At 39.7% G+C, this 23,134-nt stretch carries 21 protein-coding genes; 11 read left to right on the top strand and 10 right to left on the bottom strand.

What is annotated here, in order from left to right; genetic code table 11:
• Positions 1–202 precede the first annotated feature (202 nt).
• Positions 203–1,624, top strand: coding sequence for a PTS ascorbate transporter subunit IIC (locus tag MAF46_RS01695; RefSeq protein WP_060786011.1), 1,422 nt, complete (start codon positions 203–205; stop codon positions 1,622–1,624).
• Between the two features lie 139 nt (positions 1,625–1,763).
• Complete coding sequence (locus MAF46_RS01700; protein ID WP_060786010.1) at positions 1,764–2,492, top strand: GntR family transcriptional regulator; 729 nt, start codon at positions 1,764–1,766, stop codon at positions 2,490–2,492.
• A gap of 101 nt (positions 2,493–2,593) precedes the next feature.
• Here MAF46_RS01700 and rpsT read toward each other — a convergent pair whose 3' ends face one another.
• Positions 2,594–2,854: a 30S ribosomal protein S20 gene (gene rpsT, locus MAF46_RS01705; protein ID WP_004130697.1), complete on the bottom strand. Its 261-nt coding sequence runs from the start codon at positions 2,852–2,854 to the stop codon at positions 2,594–2,596.
• A 195-nt stretch (positions 2,855–3,049) separates the two neighbouring features.
• Here rpsT and lepA point away from each other — a divergent pair, with 195 nt between their 5' ends.
• The 9 genes from lepA to MAF46_RS01750 all read left to right on the top strand — a co-directional run bounded on the left by lepA (position 3,050) and on the right by MAF46_RS01750 (position 13,076).
• The gene (gene lepA / locus MAF46_RS01710) at positions 3,050–4,930 is read left to right on the top strand and encodes a translation elongation factor 4 (RefSeq protein ID WP_020758421.1); all 1,881 of its coding nucleotides are present in this window, start codon (positions 3,050–3,052) and stop codon (positions 4,928–4,930) included.
• 53 nt (positions 4,931–4,983) lie between these two features.
• Positions 4,984–6,249 (top strand): radical SAM family heme chaperone HemW, encoded by a 1,266-nt coding sequence (hemW, locus tag MAF46_RS01715; RefSeq protein WP_081090858.1) that lies wholly within the window; start codon positions 4,984–4,986, stop codon positions 6,247–6,249.
• Between the two features lie 45 nt (positions 6,250–6,294).
• Positions 6,295–6,750, top strand: a complete 456-nt coding sequence (locus tag MAF46_RS01720) for a hypothetical protein (protein WP_060786008.1) — start codon at positions 6,295–6,297, stop codon at positions 6,748–6,750.
• A gap of 509 nt (positions 6,751–7,259) precedes the next feature.
• Complete coding sequence (locus MAF46_RS01725; protein ID WP_016791899.1) at positions 7,260–8,630, top strand: ABC transporter permease; 1,371 nt, start codon at positions 7,260–7,262, stop codon at positions 8,628–8,630.
• 23 nt (positions 8,631–8,653) lie between these two features.
• Entirely contained in the window at positions 8,654–10,030 is a 1,377-nt protein-coding gene (locus MAF46_RS01730) for an ABC transporter permease (RefSeq protein WP_060786007.1), read from the top strand.
• Positions 10,031–10,197: 167 nt separating this feature from the next.
• Positions 10,198–10,839: an ABC transporter ATP-binding protein gene (locus MAF46_RS01735; protein WP_004130704.1), complete on the top strand. Its 642-nt coding sequence runs from the start codon at positions 10,198–10,200 to the stop codon at positions 10,837–10,839.
• Between the two features lie 178 nt (positions 10,840–11,017).
• Positions 11,018–11,482, top strand: coding sequence for a 5-(carboxyamino)imidazole ribonucleotide mutase (gene purE / locus MAF46_RS01740; protein WP_217430129.1), 465 nt, complete (start codon positions 11,018–11,020; stop codon positions 11,480–11,482).
• On the top strand, positions 11,466–12,638 hold the full coding sequence (gene purK, locus MAF46_RS01745; protein ID WP_060786006.1) for a 5-(carboxyamino)imidazole ribonucleotide synthase: 1,173 nt from the start codon (positions 11,466–11,468) through the stop codon (positions 12,636–12,638). The genes purE and purK overlap by 17 nt, the downstream gene beginning before the upstream one ends.
• Before the next feature lie 27 nt (positions 12,639–12,665).
• Positions 12,666–13,076 carry a Fur family transcriptional regulator gene (locus tag MAF46_RS01750; protein WP_004130708.1) on the top strand — a complete coding sequence of 137 codons (411 nt, stop codon included), beginning with the start codon at positions 12,666–12,668 and terminating at the stop codon, positions 13,074–13,076.
• Positions 13,077–13,177: 101 nt separating this feature from the next.
• Here MAF46_RS01750 and MAF46_RS01755 read toward each other — a convergent pair whose 3' ends face one another.
• From MAF46_RS01755 to MAF46_RS01795, 9 genes are all read right to left on the bottom strand, one after another.
• Positions 13,178–13,459, bottom strand: a complete 282-nt coding sequence (locus MAF46_RS01755; protein WP_004112617.1) for an HU family DNA-binding protein — start codon at positions 13,457–13,459, stop codon at positions 13,178–13,180.
• 242 nt (positions 13,460–13,701) lie between these two features.
• Complete coding sequence (locus tag MAF46_RS01760; RefSeq protein WP_016840230.1) at positions 13,702–16,137, bottom strand: lysylphosphatidylglycerol synthase transmembrane domain-containing protein; 2,436 nt, start codon at positions 16,135–16,137, stop codon at positions 13,702–13,704.
• A gap of 59 nt (positions 16,138–16,196) precedes the next feature.
• On the bottom strand, positions 16,197–17,639 hold the full coding sequence (gene purB, locus MAF46_RS01765) for an adenylosuccinate lyase (protein WP_020757675.1): 1,443 nt from the start codon (positions 17,637–17,639) through the stop codon (positions 16,197–16,199).
• A gap of 63 nt (positions 17,640–17,702) precedes the next feature.
• Positions 17,703–19,325 carry an esterase/lipase family protein gene (locus MAF46_RS01770; RefSeq protein ID WP_060786005.1) on the bottom strand — a complete coding sequence of 541 codons (1,623 nt, stop codon included), beginning with the start codon at positions 19,323–19,325 and terminating at the stop codon, positions 17,703–17,705.
• The gene (locus tag MAF46_RS01775) at positions 19,325–19,576 is read right to left on the bottom strand and encodes a hypothetical protein (RefSeq protein ID WP_060786004.1); all 252 of its coding nucleotides are present in this window, start codon (positions 19,574–19,576) and stop codon (positions 19,325–19,327) included. Before MAF46_RS01775 ends, MAF46_RS01770 begins: the two co-directional genes overlap by 1 nt.
• A gap of 137 nt (positions 19,577–19,713) precedes the next feature.
• The gene (locus MAF46_RS01780) at positions 19,714–20,337 is read right to left on the bottom strand and encodes a DUF6466 family protein (RefSeq protein WP_004130717.1); all 624 of its coding nucleotides are present in this window, start codon (positions 20,335–20,337) and stop codon (positions 19,714–19,716) included.
• On the bottom strand, positions 20,334–21,371 hold the full coding sequence (locus MAF46_RS01785; RefSeq protein WP_018639166.1) for a vWA domain-containing protein: 1,038 nt from the start codon (positions 21,369–21,371) through the stop codon (positions 20,334–20,336). The genes MAF46_RS01780 and MAF46_RS01785 overlap by 4 nt, the downstream gene beginning before the upstream one ends.
• The gene (locus MAF46_RS01790; RefSeq protein ID WP_060786003.1) at positions 21,368–22,573 is read right to left on the bottom strand and encodes a vWA domain-containing protein; all 1,206 of its coding nucleotides are present in this window, start codon (positions 22,571–22,573) and stop codon (positions 21,368–21,370) included. The genes MAF46_RS01785 and MAF46_RS01790 overlap by 4 nt, the downstream gene beginning before the upstream one ends.
• Complete coding sequence (locus tag MAF46_RS01795; protein ID WP_018639170.1) at positions 22,570–23,118, bottom strand: hypothetical protein; 549 nt, start codon at positions 23,116–23,118, stop codon at positions 22,570–22,572. Before MAF46_RS01795 ends, MAF46_RS01790 begins: the two co-directional genes overlap by 4 nt.
• Positions 23,119–23,134: the final 16 nt, after the last annotated feature.

Below are 23,134 nucleotides of genomic sequence, written 5' to 3' on the forward strand. Positions count from 1 at the left end.
GATATGCCTAAAAATCGCCATAAATTGGATATAACGTTATAACAAATTTATGTCTTGGCTTATCCATTATTATGACTTTTGAATTAAATAAATTCGGGCATATTCTGGTTTGATTTAGCTAATTACACTATCTCTCTTGTAATTTGCGTTTTCATGCCAAAATGTGTCTAAAAATATTAACATACAAAATAAGGAGAGAACTGTGAACGGTATTCTTTCTATACTGCTCGATGTTTTCCGGCAACCAGCTGTAATAGTTGCAATGATTTCTTTGATTGGACTTGCAGTTCAAGGCAAAAGTATTTCTAACATTGTACAAGGTTCGATTCGTACAATGGTTGGATTTTTGGTTTTGGCTGCAGGCTCTGGCGTTGTAACTCAAGCGCTTGATCCGTTTGGAAGTATGTTCCAATATGCTTTCCACGTTCAAGGTGTAGTTCCAAACAATGAGGCAATTATTGGAACCGTTCTTTTAAAGTACGGTTCGGAATCTGCTCTCATCTTCTTCTTTGGAATGATTGTAAACATTATTCTTTCTCTAACATCTCGCTTCAAATTCATTTATCTAACTGGTCATGTTGCTTTCTACATGGCTAGTATGATTGCAGTAATCTTCAATGTTGCAGGTTTTAACACTTTAGCCGTTATTATTTTCGGCTCTCTTGCACAGGGCTTATTTATTACGATTTCACCAGCGTTGGTGCAGTCGTTTATGCGTAAAGCTTCTGGCGAAGATGACGTAGCACTTGGCCACCCAGCTAGCAGTGGTGTTCTTATTGGAACTTTAGTTGCAAAGCTCACGCGCTCTAAAAAGCATCCGTCTAAGTCTACCGAAGATATTAAGTTCCCATCTGCTCTTGGATTCTTAAAAGACACAACCGTTTTAATTGCGCTTTCAATGGCAATTATTTACATTGTGGTTGCTCTTTTTGCAGGTCCAGAATTTATTGAGTCAAAGCTTTCGGGCGGTCAGAACTTTATTGTGTTCGTTATTCTTAAAGCAGCAATGTTCTCTGCAGGCGTATTTGTTATTCTTGCAGGCGTTCAAGTTGTTTTAGATGAGATTGTTCCAGCATTTAAGGGAATATCCGAAAAATTGGTTAAAAACGCTAAGCCAGCATTGGATGCTCCTATGACATTTGGCTTTGCTCCAAACGCCGTTCTTATTGGATTCCTTGCAAGCTTTGCTGGAGGAATTGTTGGAATGGTTATTATGGCTTTGGCTGGAACAACTGTTGTTATTCCAGGAATTGTTGCGCACTTTATGGCTGGCGGTGTTACTGGCGTGTTTAGCAATGGTCAGGCTGGTAGAAGAGGATGCATTATAGGCGGTTTTGTTAATGGCCTTGTTATTACATTCTTGCCTTTGCTTCTTTTGCCTGTTTTGGGCAATATTGGCTCTGCAAATTCAACCTATTCCGACGCCGATTACGGTGTAGCAGGCGTAATACTTGGCTATTCCAACGTTGCGGGCGGAAGAATTTTGATTATTGTTGCAATCGCTATTTTCTACGTTCTTTTCTATGCGTCGTCAATAATATTGACTCGTTTAGAAAACAAAAAAGTTAAATCGCTAGCAACAAACAATTCTGCTTCTAGCGCGTCGGATTACATATTGGACTAATAAACTGATACTATTAGTCCTATATGTATTCAAAAGCATTTTTGTAAGAATTGTCGTAGAATCATAATATTTAAGAATCGTAGGATTTTAGGCAATTCTTACAATTGTTTTTCTAATCATTCTGTTTGGAGAGTGAATTGTGACTGAAGGTGTACCTAAATATGTAGCAGTGCGCGATAATCTTAGAAAGCGCATTGATTTAATGAAGCCGCAGGAGCAGCTCCCTCCAGAATTAGAATTATGCAAACAATACAACGTTAGTAGAATAACACTTAGGCATGCAGTAGATAGTTTGATACTAGAAGGCTTGCTTGTTAGAATCCAAGGAAAAGGAACTTTTAGAGCAAAGAATATTGTTCATAGCTCTGATCGAGAAGTTATATCAGATAAAATTCAAGGATTCTATCAAAATTATTCCGAAAACAATACAAACGTGCGAATCAAGGTTATTCAAAACAGCATTGTTAAAGACGAGTCGGCTGCGCATAAGCTTGGTTTAGACGAATCAGAAGATTTGATTTGCATAAAGCGACTAAAATACGTTGATAACGTTTTATCAAGTTATATTGTTGTTTATCTTTCGGCATCTAGATTCCCTAAGGTTTTGAATATCGATTTTTCTAAGCAATCAATAGTGAATTTCTTGGAAAGTGATTATGCTGTAAAGCTTTACGAAAATGATTTATTAATTCGCGTTGAACAATTATGCGACGATATGTCTGAATTCTTACATGTTGAGCCAAAAACTCCAGCGCTTACTGTTGAGTCGATTGTTAAAGATTCTTTTGGTTCTATAATCGCCTTTGGCGTTGGTATACATACGCCTAATTATGGAGATATTCAGTTTAAGATGCACGTTAATTCGTAAGCTTTGCGCTGTTTTGTACGATACAAAAATCCCCGTTGCCAAATGAAATCAATGGTAGCGGGGATTTTTCAAACTCTAATCAATTCGCAATTATGCGATTATTAAAGAGCGTTGATTGCTACAGCAAGACCAGACTTGCGGTTTGCAGCCTGATTCTTGTGAATCACGCCACGGCCTGCAGCCTTATCGAGCTTCTGAGAAGCTACTGCAAAAGCAGCCTGTGCAGCAGCCTTGTCACCAGCGGAAATGGCTTCGCGAGTAGCGCGGATAGCAGTCTTCAAAGCAGACTTTACTGCCACGTTACGCTTGTGTGCCTTTTCATTGGTGAGCACGCGCTTTTTCTGCGACTTAATGTTTGCCACTATTACTCCAAACGACGTTTACTATACTAAGGACATACAGTGTGCAAGCATAGCATGGTTTATGGATAAGTGTTTCTAGGCCAGTCAAGTGTTTCTAGGGTAGTCAAGTTGCTAACATTAGTTAGTTGCAATACTTTTCGCATATTTGATTGCTCGTATAGTTTGCTCGTATAGACTTAAAAGGAGATATTTGCTTTGATTACACCGCATAACCAGCCAGGATTTACGGATCAATCGCTGATACGCAACTTCTGCATTATTGCGCATATAGATCACGGCAAATCTACTGTAGCAGATCGCATTTTGCAGCTTTCGGGAATTGTGCCAGAACGCGAGATGCGAGACCGATTTTTGGACCGCATGGATATTGAGCAAGAGCGCGGAATCACTATTAAATCGCAAGCTGTTCGAGTTCCGTGGACTTTTGACGGCAAAGAGTACTCGCTTGGAATGATTGATACTCCAGGTCACGTTGATTTTACTTACGAAGTTTCGCGTGCGCTTGCAGCTTGCGAGGGTGCAGTTTTGCTTGTGGATGCAACGCAAGGTATTGAAGCGCAGACGCTTTCTAATCTTTATATGGCAATCGAACATGATTTAACGATTATTCCTGTATTAAACAAAATCGATTTGCCTAGTGCGGAGCCAGACAAGCATGCAGAAGAGATTGCTGGCTTAATTGGATGCAAGCCTAGCGATGTTTTGCGTGTTTCTGGAAAAACTGGCGAAGGTGTAAAAGATCTTCTCGACCAAATCGTGCTGGAAGTGCCAGCTCCTAGTGGAAATCCTAATGGTGCTGCTCGCGCGCTTATTTTTGACTCCGTCTACGATTCGTATCGCGGAATTGTTACATATATTCGTATGGTTGATGGCGAGCTTAAATCGCGTGAAAAGCTTCACATGATGGGCATTGGCATGACGCACGATCCTATTGAAATCGGCGTTATTAGCCCAGATATGACTCCAACAAAGGCGCTTGGTGCTGGGGAAGTCGGCTACGTAATTACAGGCGCAAAAGACGTTAGCCAGTCTAAAGTTGGCGACACAATTACTAGTGCTGCGCATCCTGCGGCTAAGCCGTTGGAGGGCTACAGAGACCCTAAGCCTATGGTTTACGCTGGCTTGTTCCCAATCGATAACGCGCAATTCCCAGAGCTTAGAGACGCGCTAGATAAGCTAAAACTTAACGATGCTGCTCTTATTTACGAGCCAGAAACGTCTGTTGCATTGGGCTTTGGTTTCCGTTGCGGATTCTTAGGTCTTTTGCACATGGAGATTGTTTCCGAGCGTTTAAGCCGCGAGTTTGGCTTGGATCTTATTTCAACTGCTCCAAACGTAACTTACGACGTTACAAGCGAAGACGGTACCGAGCATCATGTGACTAATCCTAGTGAGTTCCCAGAAGGCAAAATCAAGCGCATTATTGAGCCAATGGTTGCTGCCGACATTATTGCTCCAAAAGATTTTATTGGTGCGATTATGGACTTGTGCCAAGATCATCGCGGCGAAATGGGCACAATGGAATACATTAGTGCCGACCGCGTGGAAATGCACTACAGGATTCCTCTTGCAGAAATCGTTTTTGACTTCTTCGATCAGCTTAAAAGCCGCACAAAGGGTTATGCTTCTCTTGACTACCACGAAGATGGCGAGCAAGCTGCAGATCTTGTTAAGGTAGATATTCTTATTCAAGGAGATAAGGTCGACGCTTTTAGTGCGATTGTTCACCGAGATAAGGCTTATTCTTACGGCGTTATGATGACTAAGAAGCTTCGCGGACTTATTCCTCGCCAGCAGTTTGAGATCCCAATTCAAGCTGCGATTGGCTCTAGAATTATTGCTCGCGAAACGATTAGTGCGCTTAGAAAAGACGTGCTTGCTAAGTGCTACGGCGGCGATATTACGCGTAAGCGCAAGCTTCTAGAAAAACAGAAGGCTGGTAAGAAGCGCATGAAGATGCTTGGGCACGTTGAAGTTCCGCAAGAAGCGTTTGTTGCAGCTTTAGCTACAGACGATAGCGCAAACGATAGAGACACTAAAGATAAGATTCGCGCTGCGCAAAAATCCGAAGGCTGAGGCTTATATTGAATTTTGAATCGAACAATACTAGTGAAGATTCGCGTTCAATCATGCCTTTTGAAGTGTACGTGCATGTGCCATTTTGCTTGCGTCGATGCGGTTACTGCGATTTTAACACGTATACAGCTCGAGATTTGGGAGAAGGCGCAAGTCGAAGTGGGTACGCGGATGTTGCGATTCGCGAGATGCGTCTTGTAAAAAAGTGGCAAGAATTTCACGGGATTTTCGAGCCTAAAGCGCAATCTGTTTTCTTTGGTGGCGGCACTCCGACTGTTCTTAAAGCGCAAGATTTAGTGCGAATTTTGCGCGAAATCAGCGAATTGTGGGGCATTATGCCTGGTGCAGAAGTCACTACGGAAGCAAACCCAGACACTGCAGACGAGCATTATGTTGAAGAGCTTGCAAAAGGCGGATTTACGCGAATATCTTTTGGAATGCAATCGGCTGTGCCGCATGTGCTAAAAACGCTTGACCGCACGCATACGCCAGAAAACGTAGAGCGCGGAGTTAAGGCGGCGAACGCTTGTGGCTTGCGTTCGAGTGTTGATTTGATTTATGGCGCGCCAGGGGAGAGCATAGATGATTGGCGAAAGTCTGTAGAAATGGCTTTGAGCCTGGGTGTTAACCACGTTTCTGCGTATGCGCTAACAGTAGAGCCGCGCACAAAAATGGGTCGTCAAATTGCTGCTGGCACAATTCAAGCGCCAGATGACGATGATGAAGCAGCAAAATACGAGTTGGCAGATAGTCTTTTTAGCTCTGCTGGCTTAAAGTGGTACGAGATTTCTAATTGGGCGCGCACTGGTTTTGAGTCTCGCCACAATCTTGGATATTGGAAGAACATTGATTGGGCAGGAATTGGCCCTGGAGCGCATTCGCATTACAATTCGGCGAGTGGTCTTAATAAGCAAAGCATGGATGATTGTGCTGTTTTGGCGGATTCAAGCAAGTTTTACAATCTTAGATCTTGGGATATTTTGCATCCAAAACGCTGGGCGCAGGCGATTAATGCAGGAAACGTGCCTTGGCAAAACTACGAGTGCATAAATAGCGAGGACGCGTTAATAGAAGAAGTAATGCTTGGTTTGCGCATTAGGGAAGGGCTTAGCGTTGATGAATTGTGCACAAAAATGCGTAAAGCCAATTGCGGATTTGACGATTCGTATTTGCAAAAAGTGCTAATCGAAGTGTGTAAAGAAGATTTGGCAGTGTTGCACGAGAATCGTATTATTGCAACGCGCAAAGGTAGGCTGCTCAACGATTTATTAATCGAAAAAATTGTTGATGCGTGCCAAAATGGCGTAGTTATGCGTTAAAATGATTCGTATTGTGTGAAAATTCAACGCAGAAAGGAATCAATCATGGCAAACCGCAAGGAGCGTAGAGCAAAAGCCAGGCAGAATCGTAGGGGAATCCCGTCTCAATACGATCAAACAAATGGCCGCGGTCGTGGCGGAATGATTGATGAATACAATCTGCAAGAACATTCAAGAAGACTTCAAGAAAACGGCGTTGATGGATGGAAGCCATCTTCTAGCGTTACGCAAAGCCAGAGCAAGATGGAACGCAATATTAAGCGCGCGCAGGCTGGAGATGATACGTGGAATGCTGTTCGCAAGGTTATTGGCGTGTGCTCTTGGGCTGTTCTTTTGCTTTCTGCGTTTGCTTTCTTGGTGATTATGTGGCTGCCAAGCCAGCCGATGTCGCTTGTTATAACTGTTGCAGTGTTGTTTGCGTTGGGCGTATTTGGGCTGTTCTTTAGCTTTAGCAACTCTAAGCAAAATCCGCGTCTCGACGAGCATGGCACTGCGCTTTAATTAGATTTTGGCCGATTTAGGTGTGTTTATAAATAAATAAAACTGTTTTTAATAAATTAATAAATTAAGGCGGGCACTTTGGTAACGCAATGTGCTCGCCTTGTTCTTTATACGCATTTATCCATGCAAATCCTAGTCAAATCATACAAAATAAATTTTTTTGATTGCAAAGTTTTAATTTATAAAACTTACTAATAGATTAATAAATTTTCTTCTATTAACATTTAGTTGTATAAATTATTTCAAATGATTATAACAATATGTCATATATTTTTTATTGAAAATCAGTAATTTTCATAAAATTTTCTAAGATTTTTGAAGATAATAAACAGATTATTCACAGTGTTTTATAAGGGTAAATAATATAGGCTACGTGATTGTACTTGCTGTGCAGCTTGCATGATTTTGTGCGATTTTGTATGATTCACGCGACTTGTACATATTGTACTGATATTAATGATTGAATAACATACGATTTAACTACAAATGTTCGATGAGGATGGTAGTCAATGACATTTATTTCTCGCGCAATACGCTACGTTTTGAGAAAAAGAGTAAAAACAGCAATAGTGTTTGTAATATTAGCATTGATTTCAACGCTTTTGCTGGCATCTTCTGCAGTTGCGATTGCTGCAGAAAAAGAGGGCAAAAAGGTAGAAGAACAAGCAGAATCTAGTTTTGTTTTAGCAAATAATCCGCAAGTAAATCCTGGAACTCCAAGGGGAGCAGGAACTGTTAAGCCAAGTGATGTTAAAAAAATCGCGTCACTTAAAAACGTTGATTCGTATGTTTTACGTCAAAATGTTACTGCCGATTTAGTTGACGCAAAAGCAGCTAGAATCAAAGGTGTTCAAGACTACGATGCGCGTAGAGAAAAGCAATTCGGCAACGCTGTAAACCTAGAAGGAACAAACTCTTCTAAGGGCTTAAATGCGTTCAAAACAAAGTCAATTCACATGGTTAAAGGTAGAGCTTTGCAAGAATCAGATGAGCATGCTTCCTTAATCCACGAAGATTTAGCAAAACTAAATGGCTTAAAATTAGGGGATTCATTAACGCTCAAAGCAAACCCGTTTGACGCCGATAATCTTAACCATTCCACAGAGCAAGTAAAAACGCGCATAGTTGGAATTTACGGCGGAGCTAATAATCGCCCAGTTGCAACGCGTGCAGAATTAACTGCAAACACTGTGTATACAGATTTGAAAACAACAAGAGAGCTTTACAAATATAAGCCTGGAAAAGAGATATATCAGGACGCAAGTTTTAAGGTTAAAAAAGGAGCGGACGCAGACTCTGTGATTGAAGAAGCGTCTAAGCTGCCGATTGATTTGCAAAGCTATCAGATTACTCGAGATGACCAGTTTGTTCAAGGCATGATTGGCGCTGCAAAAGGCGTAAAATCCATGATGAACATAACTGTTGTTGCAGTAAGCGCGTTTGCTGTTGTGGCTCTTGGATTGGTTCTTATTCTTTGGATTAATGAGCGTAGAAAAGAAATCGGCGTTCTAACTTCTATTGGTATTAGCAAAGTTTCCCTTGTGTTGCAGCAGCTTTTTGAGCTTGTGTTGCTTGCGATTCCAGCTATTGCAATAGGTTATGGTTTTGCTAGCGCAATATCTCCTTGGTTTAGCGATTGTGCATTAGGTTCGGTAAAAAATTCCGCCGCTCAGCAGCTTAGTTCAATGGGTCAAGCTGGAGGAAACCTGGAATCAAGCATGGCCACTAGAACCTTAGATAAGATTGCTGTTCAAGTTAACCTTGATTGCTTAATTCAATCGTCATTTATAGTTCTAGCGATTATTATTGTTGCGGTTGCGTTGTCTTATCTTCCTATTTTGCGAAAGTCTCCTAGAGATTTGCTTGGCATGCAAAAGTAGTTGTTTGCAAAAGTAGGTGTAAAATGACTCAAATTATAAAAAGAGCTTGGCTAGCTATAGTTAGAAAACCAAGGCGTAGTGCTATTTTAGCTTTGATTATTACGGTGGTTCTTAGTGCGCTTATTTGCCAAGCGAGTGTTATTGCTTGTGTAAAAAATCTAGAGAATCAAATAACTTCAAACATTGGTTTAGGATTTAGTGTTTACGCAAAAACGCAAGGGCAGACTTTGCCAGAGTCTGATTCTGCTGGCGATTCTGCTGGCGATTCAGACAGTGACTCCGTCAGTGATTCTTCTAAGCAATCGCAGGAAGATATTCCTCAAGATTTGCAAAAAAACGAGGGAATTCCCGAAAGTCTTATTGCAAAGTTTAAAAAGATTAGTGGAATAAAAACCATCGCAGAAGAAAAAGATGTTTTAGCAAATCCTGTTAACGCTAAAATTGTAGCGCCAATAAATGGTCCGCGTTTAGACAATGATGGAATGTTTTCGCTTGTTTCAATAACGGGAACAACTAAATCACAGTTAGCGCAGGGATTCCAAGAAGGATTATATAAGCTTGAGGAAGGCAATCATATTGATTCTTCGGTTGCTGGCGACTTTAAGCGCGCGAAATCTGCAATAATTCACAAGAGCTTTGCTAAACAAAATAATCTTAAACTCGGGTTTGTTTTAACTCTAAAACAAGGCAGCAAAAGCGTTAATCTTAAGGTTGTTGGAATTTTTTCTGGCAAGATGCAAACAAAGGGTGCGCTTCCTTCCGACTCTTCCGAAAATCGCGTAATAACTGATTTAGAATCCGCTCTTTACTTGTTTGGAAGTAAAAATCGCAGCTCTATAAAGTGCGTTATGCAAAATTCAAATAATCTAGAAAAAGCTTTAAAAGAAGCCAATAAAATCGCTAAAAACTATGGCAACGGCATGATTTCTGTAGAAAATAATGCGCAAAGATTTGCCTCTCTTCTTCAATCCGTAAAAACAGTTAAGCAATTAGTAACAATGATTTTAATGTGTCTTGCATTAGTCGGAATCATAGTGCTTGGCTTAGTTCTTGTTTTTTGGGTTCGAGGAAGGATTCACGAAGTTGGCGTTCTAATGGCAATTGGTGTAGAAAAACGTGTTATAGCTTTGCAAATGATTATAGAAGTTTTTATAATATCCGCATTTTGCTCAGTGCTGTCTACTGCGATTAGTGCTGCAATATCGTCTAGCGTTGGATCAGTGCTATTGGCAAATGTTGCAAATGGTGCAATTACATACTCGCCAAATCAGTCTTTGCTAACTGGCCAAACAGCGTTTTCTATTCTTTTAGGATTCGCTATAGCGTTTGCGTCTCTATGCATTGCATTTGTGCCAATAATGCTTAAAAAGCCGCGTTCTATACTCAGTTCAATTAGTTAGAGGAGATTAAAGTGGCGTATTTTTATGCACATAACGCTTGCGATTAGTGAGCAGAACAAGTGCATAGGCCGAAGTAAGCATAAAAATAATAGGTAGATTTATAACACAGATTTATAAAAAATATAGATTCATAAAATATAGAGATTAATAGAATATTGGAGTTTATTATGACAACTTTATTAAAACTAAACAACGTTGATTACTCTTATGGAGCGACTCATATTGCGGTTCTTAAAAATGTTAATGCAGATTTTGAAGCTGGGAAAATCTATAGCATAACGGGTCCATCGGGAGCTGGAAAATCAACCATGTTATCTCTTCTTGCTGGTTTAGACTCGCCAACAAGTGGAACAGTATTGTTTAACGGGCAGGATGTTTCCAAGAATGGCGGTTATGCTAATCATCGTAAGAATAATGTTTCCTTAGTTTTTCAGAGTTTTAATCTAATCGACTATTTGACTCCTGTAGAAAACTTGCGTCTTGTTAATCCAAAGGCGGATTCTGCGATTCTTAAAGAGCTGGGGCTTAGTGAAGACGAGTCCACTAGAAATATAACAAAGCTTTCTGGAGGGCAGCAGCAGCGCGTAGCTATTGCGCGAGCGCTTGTATCTTCTGCGCCTGTTATTCTTGCCGATGAGCCAACAGGTAGCTTGGATCCAAACACAACTCAAGAAGTTATAGCAATCTTAAAAGATGCAGCTCATAAACGCGGAAAATGCGTGATTGTTGTAACGCATTCTAGCGATGTTGCGGCTGCTGCAGACGTAAAATATGTTCTTAAAAATAAGCAGCTAATAAAGAAGCAATAAAGAAGCTAATAAAACACCAGTAAATCACTAATAAAACACTAATTATTAGCCATTTTTCCGTGCTTATGCGTAAAGTAAAACTTGCGTATAAACTTTGCGCATAAGCTGCGTATTTACGCATATACGGGAGGTTGTTGTGGCAGATATTTTAGATTCAAAACCTGTTGTGGCGGTTGTTATGGGCTCTTCTAGCGATTGGGAAACAATGCGCCACGCATGCGAAATCTTAGAAAGATTTAGAGTGCCGTATATGAAGCAAGTTATTTCTGCACATCGCACTCCAGAACTTATGGCAGATTTTGCGCATAGTGCTAGAAAAAACGGTTTTCGCGTGATTATTGCTGGCGCTGGTGGAGCTGCACACTTGCCAGGTATGATTGCTGCTCAAACAACGCTTCCAGTTGTTGGTGTTCCTGTAAAATCCCATGCTCTTTCGGGCTGGGATTCTTTGCTTTCTATAGTGCAAATGCCTGGCGGAATTCCAGTTGCAACAACCGCTGTTGGCAATTCTGGCGCTACAAACGCGGGCTTGCTTGCTGTAAGCATGCTTAGCACAACAGATAGTCGCCTAGAAGAAGAACTTGAAGAATACCGCAAAGAATTAAAAAAGAAGGTTGAGGAATCTAATGCCGAGCTTATGTGAAGCCACTAATGGTGCTGTAAAGTGCTTAATGCCAGGGGCAACTATTGGAATTATAGGCGGAGGTCAGCTTGGTCGCATGATGGCGATTGCTGCTAGAAGAATGGGCTTTAAAATCGGCGTTTTAGACCCAGCGCATAATTGCCCAGTGTTCCAAGTTGCGGATTTTCAAGTCGAAGCTGAGTACGACGATTTAGAAGCCTTAAAAAAGCTTGCTAAAAGTTGCGATGTGCTTACGTACGAATTTGAAAACGTAAACGCAGATGCTTTAGATAGTGTGCGAGATTTGGTTGCTGTTCCTCAAGGAACCGACTTATTGCGAGTTACGCAAGACCGTGTTTTTGAAAAAAGCTTTATTAACAATCATGGTATTGAAACTGCTAAATGGCGTGAAGTAAACAATTTAGACGATTTAGATAAAGCAATCGAAGAAATCGGGCTGCCTGCAATTCTTAAAACGCGCAGAGGTGGTTACGACGGCCACGGTCAAGACGTTTTGCGCACTCAAGAAGATGTTAATAATGTTTGTAAGCGCGTAGAAAATGGCCAAGAGCTGCCGCCTTCTATTCTCGAAGGTTTTGTTGACTTTGCTTTTGAAGCATCAATTCTTGTTTCGGGAAACGGCAACGAATTTGTGACTTATCCGCTTGTAAAAAACGTGCATCACAATAGCATTTTGCACATGACTTTGGCTCCTGCAAATGTTGATGCTAAGGTTCAAGAAGCTGCGCATAGCTTAGCGCTTAGGTTGGCTAAAGGCTTTAAGCTTGCTGGAACGCTTGGAATTGAGCTGTTTATTACTAAAGATAATCGCGTAGTAGTAAATGAGCTTGCGCCACGCCCGCATAATTCGGGGCATTACACGATTGAGTCTTGCGATATGGATCAGTTTGAAGCTCATGTTAGAGGCATTGTTGGATGGCCACTAAAAGAGCCTAAGCTGCTTTCTGCAGCCGTAATGGTTAATGTTTTAGGCCAGCATGTTGCGCCTACTCGCGCTCTTATTGCGGAGCATCCAGAATGGCATGTTCACGATTACGGCAAGGCACAGGTTCGTAAGAATCGCAAAATGGGCCATATTACTGTTCTTTGCAATAATCCTGTTGAGGAAGCCAATGTGTTAGACTCTACAGGTTGTTGGGATGACGAGCTTGATTAAAAGTTTTTTGTGGTGAAAGGTTAAATAATGGTTGGTGAGCCAATACGCAGAAACACTAAGCAAAAGGAAACAGTTCTTGAGCATTTAAGAGCTTCGCGTAATTTTGTTTCTGCTCAAAATTTGCATCGCGCGCTTGTGGAAGATGGCGAAATCATTGGGCTTGCAACCGTTTATCGCCAGCTTAATACGCTTGCACAAAGCGGAGATGTTGATACTGTGCGTTTTAATGGTCAGCAGCTTTTTAGGATTTGTGACGAAAACACGCATCATCATCATCTTGTGTGCGAAAAGTGTGGCAAAACTGTAGACATAGAGCCTCCAGACGATGAAGGTTGGATTCATAAGATTGCTGAATCTCACGGATACACAGTTATAGACCACACTTTGGAAGTGTTTGGGCTGTGCAAAGATTGCAATAGTGAGAAACTAGAGCATTAAGTTAGAGCTCATAAAACATAGCGCATAAAACAAAAGAACGAGGAACAAATCCAACATTGGGATGTTCCTCGTTCTTGTAAGTCTACGCTTAAAGGTTCAACCTACTCAGTAACAGCCTTCTTAAGCAAAGAACCAGCAGAGATTCTAACACCGTAAGATGCAGGAATCTTAATGGTTTCGCCAGTACGTGGGTTGCGGCCAGTGCGCTCTGCGCGCTTTACGCGCTCTGCAGAGAACAGACCAGTGAGCTTCAATCCTTCGCCAGACTGCAAAGCCTCAACGAACACATCCTGGAATGCGTTGACAGCGGCCTCGGCCTGTGCCTTGGTAAGGTTGGACTTCTGAGCGATCTTCGAAACGAGATCAGACTTGTTGTATGCCATACAAGCATCCTTTGTGTTAGGGGCCTTCTCTTCCAAAGACCACTTTCACTCATAGATATTAGTACATTTTCCCTACAAATGCGCGGTTTTTCAGCGTTTTATTAAGATTTTTTTACGATTTTTTACTTTTTTTAGTAAATAAAGTACATAAAAACCGCAAAAATGCCTTATATAGGCGTATTTATGCGGTTTTTAACTAAATATATTCTTTTTTGATTTGTTAAATTTACACTAATTTGTTATTAGATTAATCCCTTATTGCTAAGACTTTTCATTGCAAAAGCGCCGATTGGTATTCGTAACCAATAGAACATAAGACGGTAAAGAAGAGTTGCAGATAATGCGATTGTTGGAGGAACACCAACTGAAGTGAATGCAAAAGTCAAAGATGCTTCAACAGCTCCCAATCCGCCAGGCGTTGGAACAGCAGATCCAGCAGTGTTTGCTACTAAGAACAGAAGAACTGTTTCCCAAGGGTTTGCGTAGTATCCAAATGCCAAAAGAGCAATCCAATATCCTAGTCCTGTTGCAAAAACAAGAATCAGACCGCCCAAAGTGCCGTTAAAAAGCTGTTTTGGTTTAGTTACAAGTTCTTTTATCTGTTTGCCATAATCGGAAAGAATAGGAAGATATTTTTTGCGTATAAATTTGCGAATAGGAGTAATCGCCATAAACGCGCATAGGATTATAGTAACAATTCCTATTACGGTAATAAGCATATGCGTAGGAATCATTCCAGATAGAAGGTTTTTACCAGTAAAAATTCCAACGCTAAATATAACAAGAGCGGTTACTAGCGATTGCAAAAGCCATACTGCGCTTGTAATCGCTGTTGCTTGAGATGTTGAACTACCATTTTTCTTTATAAGTTGCATGTTTACAAAAGCAGGCCCTACTCCAGCTGGCATAGACACGGCAGTAAAGCCCGAAGCTGCTTGAGATGTAAATAAAACACCAGCATTTGGCTTTGAATCATCCATAAAAGACCCGAGTGTAATAGAAGACCCAACCCAAGCAAGCATGCTGCACACAAAGCAAGCAAAGACCATTATGCTATTTGCTTTTTTAAGCGCAAAAATAAATTCTTGCGGATGCCATTGCGTAACAATAGCCGAAATTGCTGCAATAATAAGGATTAAGCTAACAAAGAATCTAATATTAAAGCGCGCTAAGCGTACAGTGTCGTAGTCTTCTTCGTTGTTAAGCGTGCAAACTTTTTTGCTAATCTCATTTTTAAGATCTTCAAAAAGCTTTTTGTTGCAAGAAGAAAGTGACCTTGTAGACGCTGGAACGGCCGCTTTTTGAATAAATGGAAGTATTTGCGCAACCTTATATTCGCCCCAAACGTTTATTGCTGACTCAACAGCAGTTTTTGCATCAATGCAAGACGCGATTATTGTTAAAAGTTGAACTTTATCTAAAGCAATATTAGTTGAATCACTAGCAACATCGCCATTTTGCCAACCTGCAATTAGGGGAGTCCCATCTTCTAGTCGCGCAAGCGATTCGGGTCCTATTCTTCTGTGTGTAATACCTCTAGAGTTTGCAATATCGAGATATTGCATAAGTCTTTGAGCGTCTTTAGATGTAAGTGTGTTTAGATTGCAAGGAACAAGAACATTACTAGTATGAAATACCATTATTGATGATTTTTCTAGGTCTGTTACTCCATACACGTTTGCTGTAGCAAGATGCAAGTTTCTAAGAGCAAGTAGCATAGAAAGATGGTGATGTATTGAGTGTCTTGCAGAACGGTCTCGTCTAACTGGAATGTCAATTAGCTTAACCCATTGCCATAGCTGATTTAGATACCCAGGCAAGTGCACTTGATTGTCTAATACAGATATAACGTATCTTGTTCCGTGAATATCAATCGCATCGTATAGCCTTGAATTTTCAATCAAATCGTCGTCAAGACTAGACTTAAGAACTCCACTATGGTCGGTTGTTAATGTTCTTCTATTAAGCTGAACAAGATGAGTAATGCCAATGCTTTCTAGTGCTTCAACAATATCTTTGCCCCATGCTCCTTTGCTTTGTGTTCCCTTAATAAACCGAATTAGTGTTCCAAAAGAACGTCCAATGCACCAAGATGTTAATGCGCCTGCTAGCGAATGCCAAGAAGTTACGATTAATATTGGAGACGCAATTAGCAGCGCTTGCCAAGAGAGTTTTACGATTTTGTTATCTCTTCTAGGTCCGCTAACAGTTAGAAAAGCAACCAAAACCGCGTACATGTCTGGCAATAATTCTGTGCCATGACTATTAGATATTGAATTAAGAGATGCGAATATCGAAGGATTGTTTAGCGTTGTAAGAATGTAGGAAATATACCATACAAGCGGATACGTTAAAAGCAAAGTTATTGTTGATATTGCTGTATTAATCCATTTTTTCGAATCGATCATTGATACGATTACGCCAGCAACAATTGCGATTGTAAGCGCTTGCTGAAAAAGAGAAGACGGCAGTCCTTTTACAATCCACTCAATAATCTTTCCAGCATTTTTTGCATCGTGCTCTACGCCTGCTGTTGTTCCCGAAAAACACGTTGCAAATAACACTACTGCTGTAGCTACGCCAGCAGATACGATTGAGTAAATCAAGTCTGCCCAATTGCGAACTAGCTTAGGCTCAACGTCGTTAATAACTAAATCATCTTTTACTTGCGATTGCATAGTACACCGTTTATTCATTAATAATTATTAATGTTCAATAACGTATTAAGCATTAATAATTATTGAATAAAATCCACCAACTGTGATGCAATTCCAGTATAAGATTCTGGAGTAAGATTTTTTAGCCTACTTGCAGTTTGAGCATCGAAGTTTCTAGAAGATATAAAATCTTCAACATCTTGTCTAGAAATACTATGACCGCGCATAAGCTCTTTAACTTGCTCGTACGGCTTTTCCATTCCTTCTACACCAGCAATTTCTTGAGCGCGCATAGCAGTTTGGATTGGCTCTCCAAGAACTTCCCAATTGCTATTAAGCTCTTCGCTCATCATTTGCGTGTTTGGATGAATTGACTTTAAGCCGCCAAGAAGATTGTTCAAAGCAAGAAGAGCGTAGCCGAATGCGGATCCAACGTTTCTTTGAGTAGTGGAATCTGTTAAATCGCGCTGCCAGCGGCTTTCGGTAAGCGTTGCACAAAGAGTGTCGAAAAGTGCGCAAGAAATCTCTAGATTTGCTTCCGCGTTTTCGAATCGAATAGGGTTCACTTTGTGAGGCATTGTGGAAGACCCAGTAGCGCCTTTAACAGGAACTTGCACAAAAACGCCGCGAGAAATGTACATCCACACGTCTACAGCAAGATTGTGAAGAATGTGATTAATGTGACTTACAGTGCTATAAAGTTCCGCTTGCCAATCGTGGCTTTCGATTTGCGTTGTAAGAGGATTAAAGCAAAGACCCATTCTGTTTTCTACAAATTCTTTAGAAACGTTAAGCCAATCAACATTAGGGAAAGCAGCAAGATGAGCGCCAAAAGTTCCAGTAGCGCCATTTATTTTTCCAAGATACTCTTGGCAGTCAAGGTGTTTTAGCTGGCGATTTAGCCTATAAACAAACACAGCAAGCTCTTTACCTAAAGTTGTAGGAGTGGCAGGCTGGCCGTGAGTTAGCGATAGCATTGGCATATCTCTATACTCTTGAGCTTTTTGAGTCAAGTAATAAACAATAGCTTGCAAATTTGGCCTATACACGTTTTCAACAGCGTTTTTTATGCAACGCGCTATAGAAAGATTGTTTATATCTTCGCTTGTGCAAGCAAAATGAACCAATGTTTTAAGATTGCTAAGCTGGGTTTTATGCCCTAATACTTGTTCTGCTTTGTCTAACTCATCGTCAATATAGTATTCAACAGCTTTAACGTCGTGATGCGTAACAGCTTCGTGAGATGCATGGCGTTTTATGCCTTCTGCTCCAAAGTTTTCTGGTATTGCGCGCAAATAATCGCATTCCTCATCTGTTAAAGGCTTTACGCCATCTACAATCGTCTTAAAATCGTTTACCTTATAACCGTTTGCTAGAAGAATCATCCATTCAACTTCTACACGTATGCGCTCGCGGTTTAATGCTGGTTCGCTTAAATATTCTACAAGGCTTGCAGTTTGGTTGTGGTATCTTCCATCTAGAGGAGTCAAAGCAATAGCAGGGCAAATATCAGTAAGCTTCATACTCTAAAGGTTACAGCATGGCATGAAACTACTAAGTTTTGAGCGTTGCTATTTTACTTTGCATTAGTGTTGCATAACACCTTGCCACAATGTTGTTTCTTCTAATTTTCCGCTTAATATCTTATTAAAATGTGATTCTTGAGTTCTAATTTCTTTAGACGCAAGTTGGTGAGCATCCGCATATGCTGCTTGATGATAGTTCAAATCGTGTGTGAGTGTTCCTTCTTCTGGCACATTTTTTACTAATATCCCGTCTTTTTCAAAGATATTTTTTGTGTTGCGATTTGTGTTGCCAATCTTATTACGATTTTGTTTAGAGACATTTTCCTCATCTTCTTCTTTTCTTTTAATTCGATTAGCGCTTTTACTTGCCACTGCTTTACTTGCAACTGCGTGAATCGTAACCCAATTATTTCTGCTCGGATTACTTGCTCCGTCTAATGTTGGAACAAGTTCATCTTCCATTTCTATGCTCGTAACCCAAGTTTTGCTTGGAATCGCGTGGTTTGCTATTGGAGACCCAGCAGTTACAACGTGTTTTATGTTGTATTGTTTTGAATAGTCGCTAGCTATTCCTGCAGCTACAATTCCGCCTTGAGAATGTCCAACAAGAACAACATTGTCGTTCGCTTTAATTCCGCTCTTTTTCATAGCTTCTACAACCATTCTTGTGCTGTCTGCGTTCATTCTTACGCTTCTAGAACTGCTCATAACCTCTGCGTTTTGAGGCCATCCAAAAGGAGATTTTGGCTTACCGTCTGTTCCAGGTATTGTAACAAGCCAAGACGTGCTACCGTCTTTTTGCCTAAAACGTTGAATTGCGATTGTTGCAGCATCTGGATTCGTTTTTGGCGGGTGCACAGAAAGATTGCCACTAGAAAGGTTGTTAAGATTTTCAAGCGCTTGACCAATATTATTTCCTTTATAGAGAAATATTTTAGATTGAGCGTTTTTAGGCAAAACTAATTTTGTTACTTTAAGATTGTTCCCTTGGTTCGCATCGTTGATTTTTGAGCTAAACATGCTTAATGCGCTTGCAAAAGTAGAAACTGGTGCTTTTGAATGTTTTACATCGTTCTTTTCTTGAATGCTAGAAAAAAGACGGATAGGGATTCCAGTTACGGGGTTTATTAGAAAATGTTTAGAAAAGCCTCTAATAAATCCTTGCTGAATAGGAGATGTTGCGTGGCTCCACTTAGAAAAGTTTTTCATGCCACTTTTCTGAGTCATGTCTAAAATCGCGCTGAATCCTACGCTTGCAAAGAATGGTACTGCAGTAATAGGGAAGATGGTAGTTCCAATCGAAACAAGGTTATCTAAGGTTTCTCTATTTTTGTATTCTGCTTGAGAATATAAGTTATTTGCTCTGACTATTAGAGTTGCTAATTCACTAAGATTGTTAGACATTGATTCGCATTGGCTTGACTTTATTCTGCATTCGTTAGAATCTGGTAAGTTTTGCAAAGCATGTTGATTAATGTTTTCGCTAAAACAGTTGTTTTGGTTTTGTACAAGAGCTGCTTTTTGGCTTTCGATTTGCATTGCAGTTTGCATCCAACAAGCACTTAGCGAATGAAAATCGTTTGATAGTTCGCTAAGTCGTGCAGCTTTTGTTCTATACGCGTTAGAATCAGCAACGCTAAGAGGTTCGCCGCCAGTTATTGTGGATTTTACTCTCCAAGGCATTATTTACCCCCAAAGTTTAGCATCGATCTAAAAGTAGAATTAGCGTTAATAAAATCACAGTCAACAAAACTAGTGTTAACGCAGCTTATTTGGCATGCTTGTCTAGCAGTTTTAGCCATCTCTTCGTTAAACGCGTTTGCGGCTCTTCCGTGCCAGTCTTTAAGAGTGTTGGAGTGTGCTTCGCTAAGCACGCTGTTAGAGCATTGTTCTGTTCTTTCTAACAGCCATTGGTAGTCGTTAAATATGTGCATACAAACATTACACACAATGTTTTTCAAATAGTCACGAAAATTCTTGCAATGTGGTTAAAGGCTATAGGCCTTGAAATATAAGGATTTTGTGTTTTTGATTTATTTTTTTTTTATTTTGATTTTATTTTTATCGCAATCTACCAAGGCTTATTACTGGAATCTTCTTTTTTAGAAGACTTAGTTTTTTCATTCTTGTTTGATTCGTCTTTAGTGGAATCATCGCTATTTTGATTTGATTGATTTTGCGAATTTTGGCTAGAATCGCTTTGATTATTTTGCTTTAGCAAGTCTTGAATCTTACTTTTTTGAGAATTGCTTAAGCTTGATTTATTAGATTTTTCTTGCGCTTTGTTAGGCATATTTTTGCGATTATTTTGGCTTGTTTGCGCATTAGAATCCGTATCTTTTTTATCTTGGTTAAGCTGGTTTTGCAAGCTTTTAGTAAGCTCTTTAGATATTATTGCGTTATGATTAATGCTTTTTAATAAGTGTGGCATTAAAATTGTGTAAGGCGATTTTGCTTCGTTAAATTGGTCATCAACCTGTTTTTGAGATACAACCAGCGTTTCTTTATCTGCATCAACTTTTTTCGATGCTTTTATGTTGTTTATAAGACTTTTTGTAGCAGCATTATACGTTGATTCTGCTTTAAGATTAGTTGCAATTAAATAGATTGATACCATGCATAGAAATATAACAATAGAAGATATTGCAATAATAGAAAATCTTAGGAACGACTTAGGTGTGATTTTGCTAATCATATAAGCTTCCTCGACTTTGTAATCCAGCATGCCAATTCCCAAAGAATTAATACACTTGCAAGAATAGCAAACGGCCAAACGATTGGCTCAGGCCTAAGCCTTGGTTTAACAGTGTTGTTTTGTCTCCATTGCTTAGAAAGAATCTTTTTTGCTTCTACGCCAATAGAATGGTCTTTACTAGAATCAATATATTTTCCGCTAAGCTCGTCTGCAATATTCTTAAGATTTCTTGAATCCATTTTAGATATTCCAGGCTTTTTTGTAGAAGGGTCAATAACCCATTTTTCAGACTGTTTTATAGAAGAATCAGTTACATTAATATCGTCTAAATTATCTAACTTAGTGCTTTTATTTGGTATTTTTCCGCCATTTTTAGAGCCAACACCAATTACGTAAGCATGATTTATGTAGCCGCGCAAAGATGAGAATGTTCTGCGCTTTCTGCTAGTGGTTTCTTCGCCATCGCTAATCAAATACAAAACAGTAACATCTTGCGGATGAGCGTCGTGAATCGCTTGAGCGGCAAGAAGAGTCTTATCTAGAGGAGCGTCTAAGCTCGTTCCGTTTGAAACTCCAACAGGCTCTGTGTTAATAGTGTTAACCCAATTTTCAATGGCATTTGCGTCTGGAGTTAGTGGAACGTCAACGCTAGAAGACGCTCCAAATCTTATTGCGCTAAAGCTTGCGTTTGCGTAATTATTCGTTACTTGCTTTATTATTTGTTTTGCACTGTTAAACCTAGTAGTGCGATTGTTATTTAAGTCTTTAGAATCATTAACGTTCATAGAGCCAGTAACGTCTAAAACAAATATTACGTTTGTAGCGTTAAGAGAGCGTTGAAAAGTGCTTTTCATAATGCATGGGCATAATGCGCAAATCGCAAGCAAAACGCATATTAAAACTCTGCGAATACGCATATAAACAGTTTCATCTGTGTTATAAGAGTTGCGTTTTAGTGGGAAAATCTCAAATAGTGCTAAAACGGCAAGAATTGCAATTAAGATTAACGAAATCCAACTAAAATATATTCTCATCGTTTTATCCTTCTTGCAAAAATAAGCCAAAGAGACACAAAAATAACCGCTAAAATTGTTGCAATACTAGGGTCATCGCTTAAAGCTGATTGAGATGAATCATTTGGAATACTCGTATGTTGCTGCTCGATTTTACGAACCAAAGCCATTACAGAATCAGCGTTATGTTGCGTTAAGAAAATACCTCCGTTTTGAGTAATTAGATCACGCATTTGCCTAGTGGTTGCCTCGTTTTCGCTTTGAGCAGACCCAGAATACAATCCATCAACTTGAATATTCGCTTGTTTTGTTAAATCCAAAGCTGCTTTAAGCGAATAAGACGGCTTTCCAGAAACAACATTGTCTGTTGCTAAAACAATAGAAGCACTGCGATTAAGGCGATTATGAGGCTTTTTAGAATTGTTAGAAGAGCCGTACACAACTCCTGGAATCATTGCAGCACAACTAACAAGACCATCTCCGATTAAAGATGTTGCTTCTTTTCGATTTTGAGTTCCATCAAGCCATGTAGAAATTTGCTGATATTGCTTTTGTTGCATATTGTCGATTTTGTCTTGCGTTTGAACTCCATCCAAGAGTTTAGAAGCGTATTGCAATTGCTTTTTAACAAGCGAATAATCGTCTGTTAGTGGAAAAACAGTTCTAGACGTTGAGTTAAAAATACTCAAGCCAATGCGCTCGCCTTGAAAATGCTCAACAAATTTTAAGTAAGCGTTAATAACTTCTAAATCGTAGGGAAGAGTGGATCCAGAAACGTCTAAGCAAAGCACAATATCTCTAGAACTCGATTGCTCGTTTGCGTCTAAAACTCTAGAAGGCCTAGAGCTTAGAATTAGCGTGCATAAAAGAGCAAGAGAAAGCATTAACGCGCATATTCTTCGCAAAATATTCCATAATCGCCATCTTCTTGAGCATATGCTTCCTTTAAGGTCTTCGTCTAAAGAAAAAGACGTTAAAAAGCTTGTTTCTAGTATTTTGGAAGATTCGATTTTGTAGTTTTTAGAATTACGTTTTTTAATCTCACTTATTGCAAACGCTGATATTGCAACGATTACGATTATTAAAACGCCAAAAACAAAGATTAGCGGCCATTTTAATCGCATTGAAAATAGTGTTGAAGCAAATATTTTGCTCATTTCTAAATTATGCATTGCAAAATTATGTATTGCAAAAGTGCATGTGCTTAAAGTGGAGAATGTCATCTTTTATTCTCCTTTGGCTTGTTTTCCTTTGTTTTCCAACTTTCAAGAAGAACAAGAACCCACCTTGCGCCTTGATCAACATCCGTATTTTTAGCTTGATTATTATATTTAGTATCTGCAAATTCAGTAGGGTATAGTGCTGCAATAGTTTGGCGCAATAAGTCTGCTCCATGCGTGTTCTTCCAAGAGTTTCTAAGCGAGCTTATGTCTGAAAGAGTATGTGATTTAATGTTTTCGCCACTGATTATCGAAACATATTGTCTTGCAATTTGAGCTAATTTTGCAAAAGCTTGATCTTTTTTAATCTTTTTTTGATTATAGTCGCTAACCACTTGCTCGATTTTTTTACGCCATTCTTGCTTATTTGCATTTAGAGTATGCGCAGCATTTTTTACATCTTTTTTAGTATCAACTTTAGGATTGATTTTGCATATAGCAAAGTAGAGCGTTGCGCTTGCTAAAAGTGCCACTATTATGCTTAAACCAATAAAAGCAAGTAGCATTGTTTCGTCGTTTAGAACCTTTTGAACATTAAGAATACTCACTGATTACACCAACCCA

Source organism: Gardnerella pickettii (genome assembly GCF_029226345.1).
Taxonomy (GTDB): domain Bacteria; phylum Actinomycetota; class Actinomycetes; order Actinomycetales; family Bifidobacteriaceae; genus Bifidobacterium; species Bifidobacterium piotii.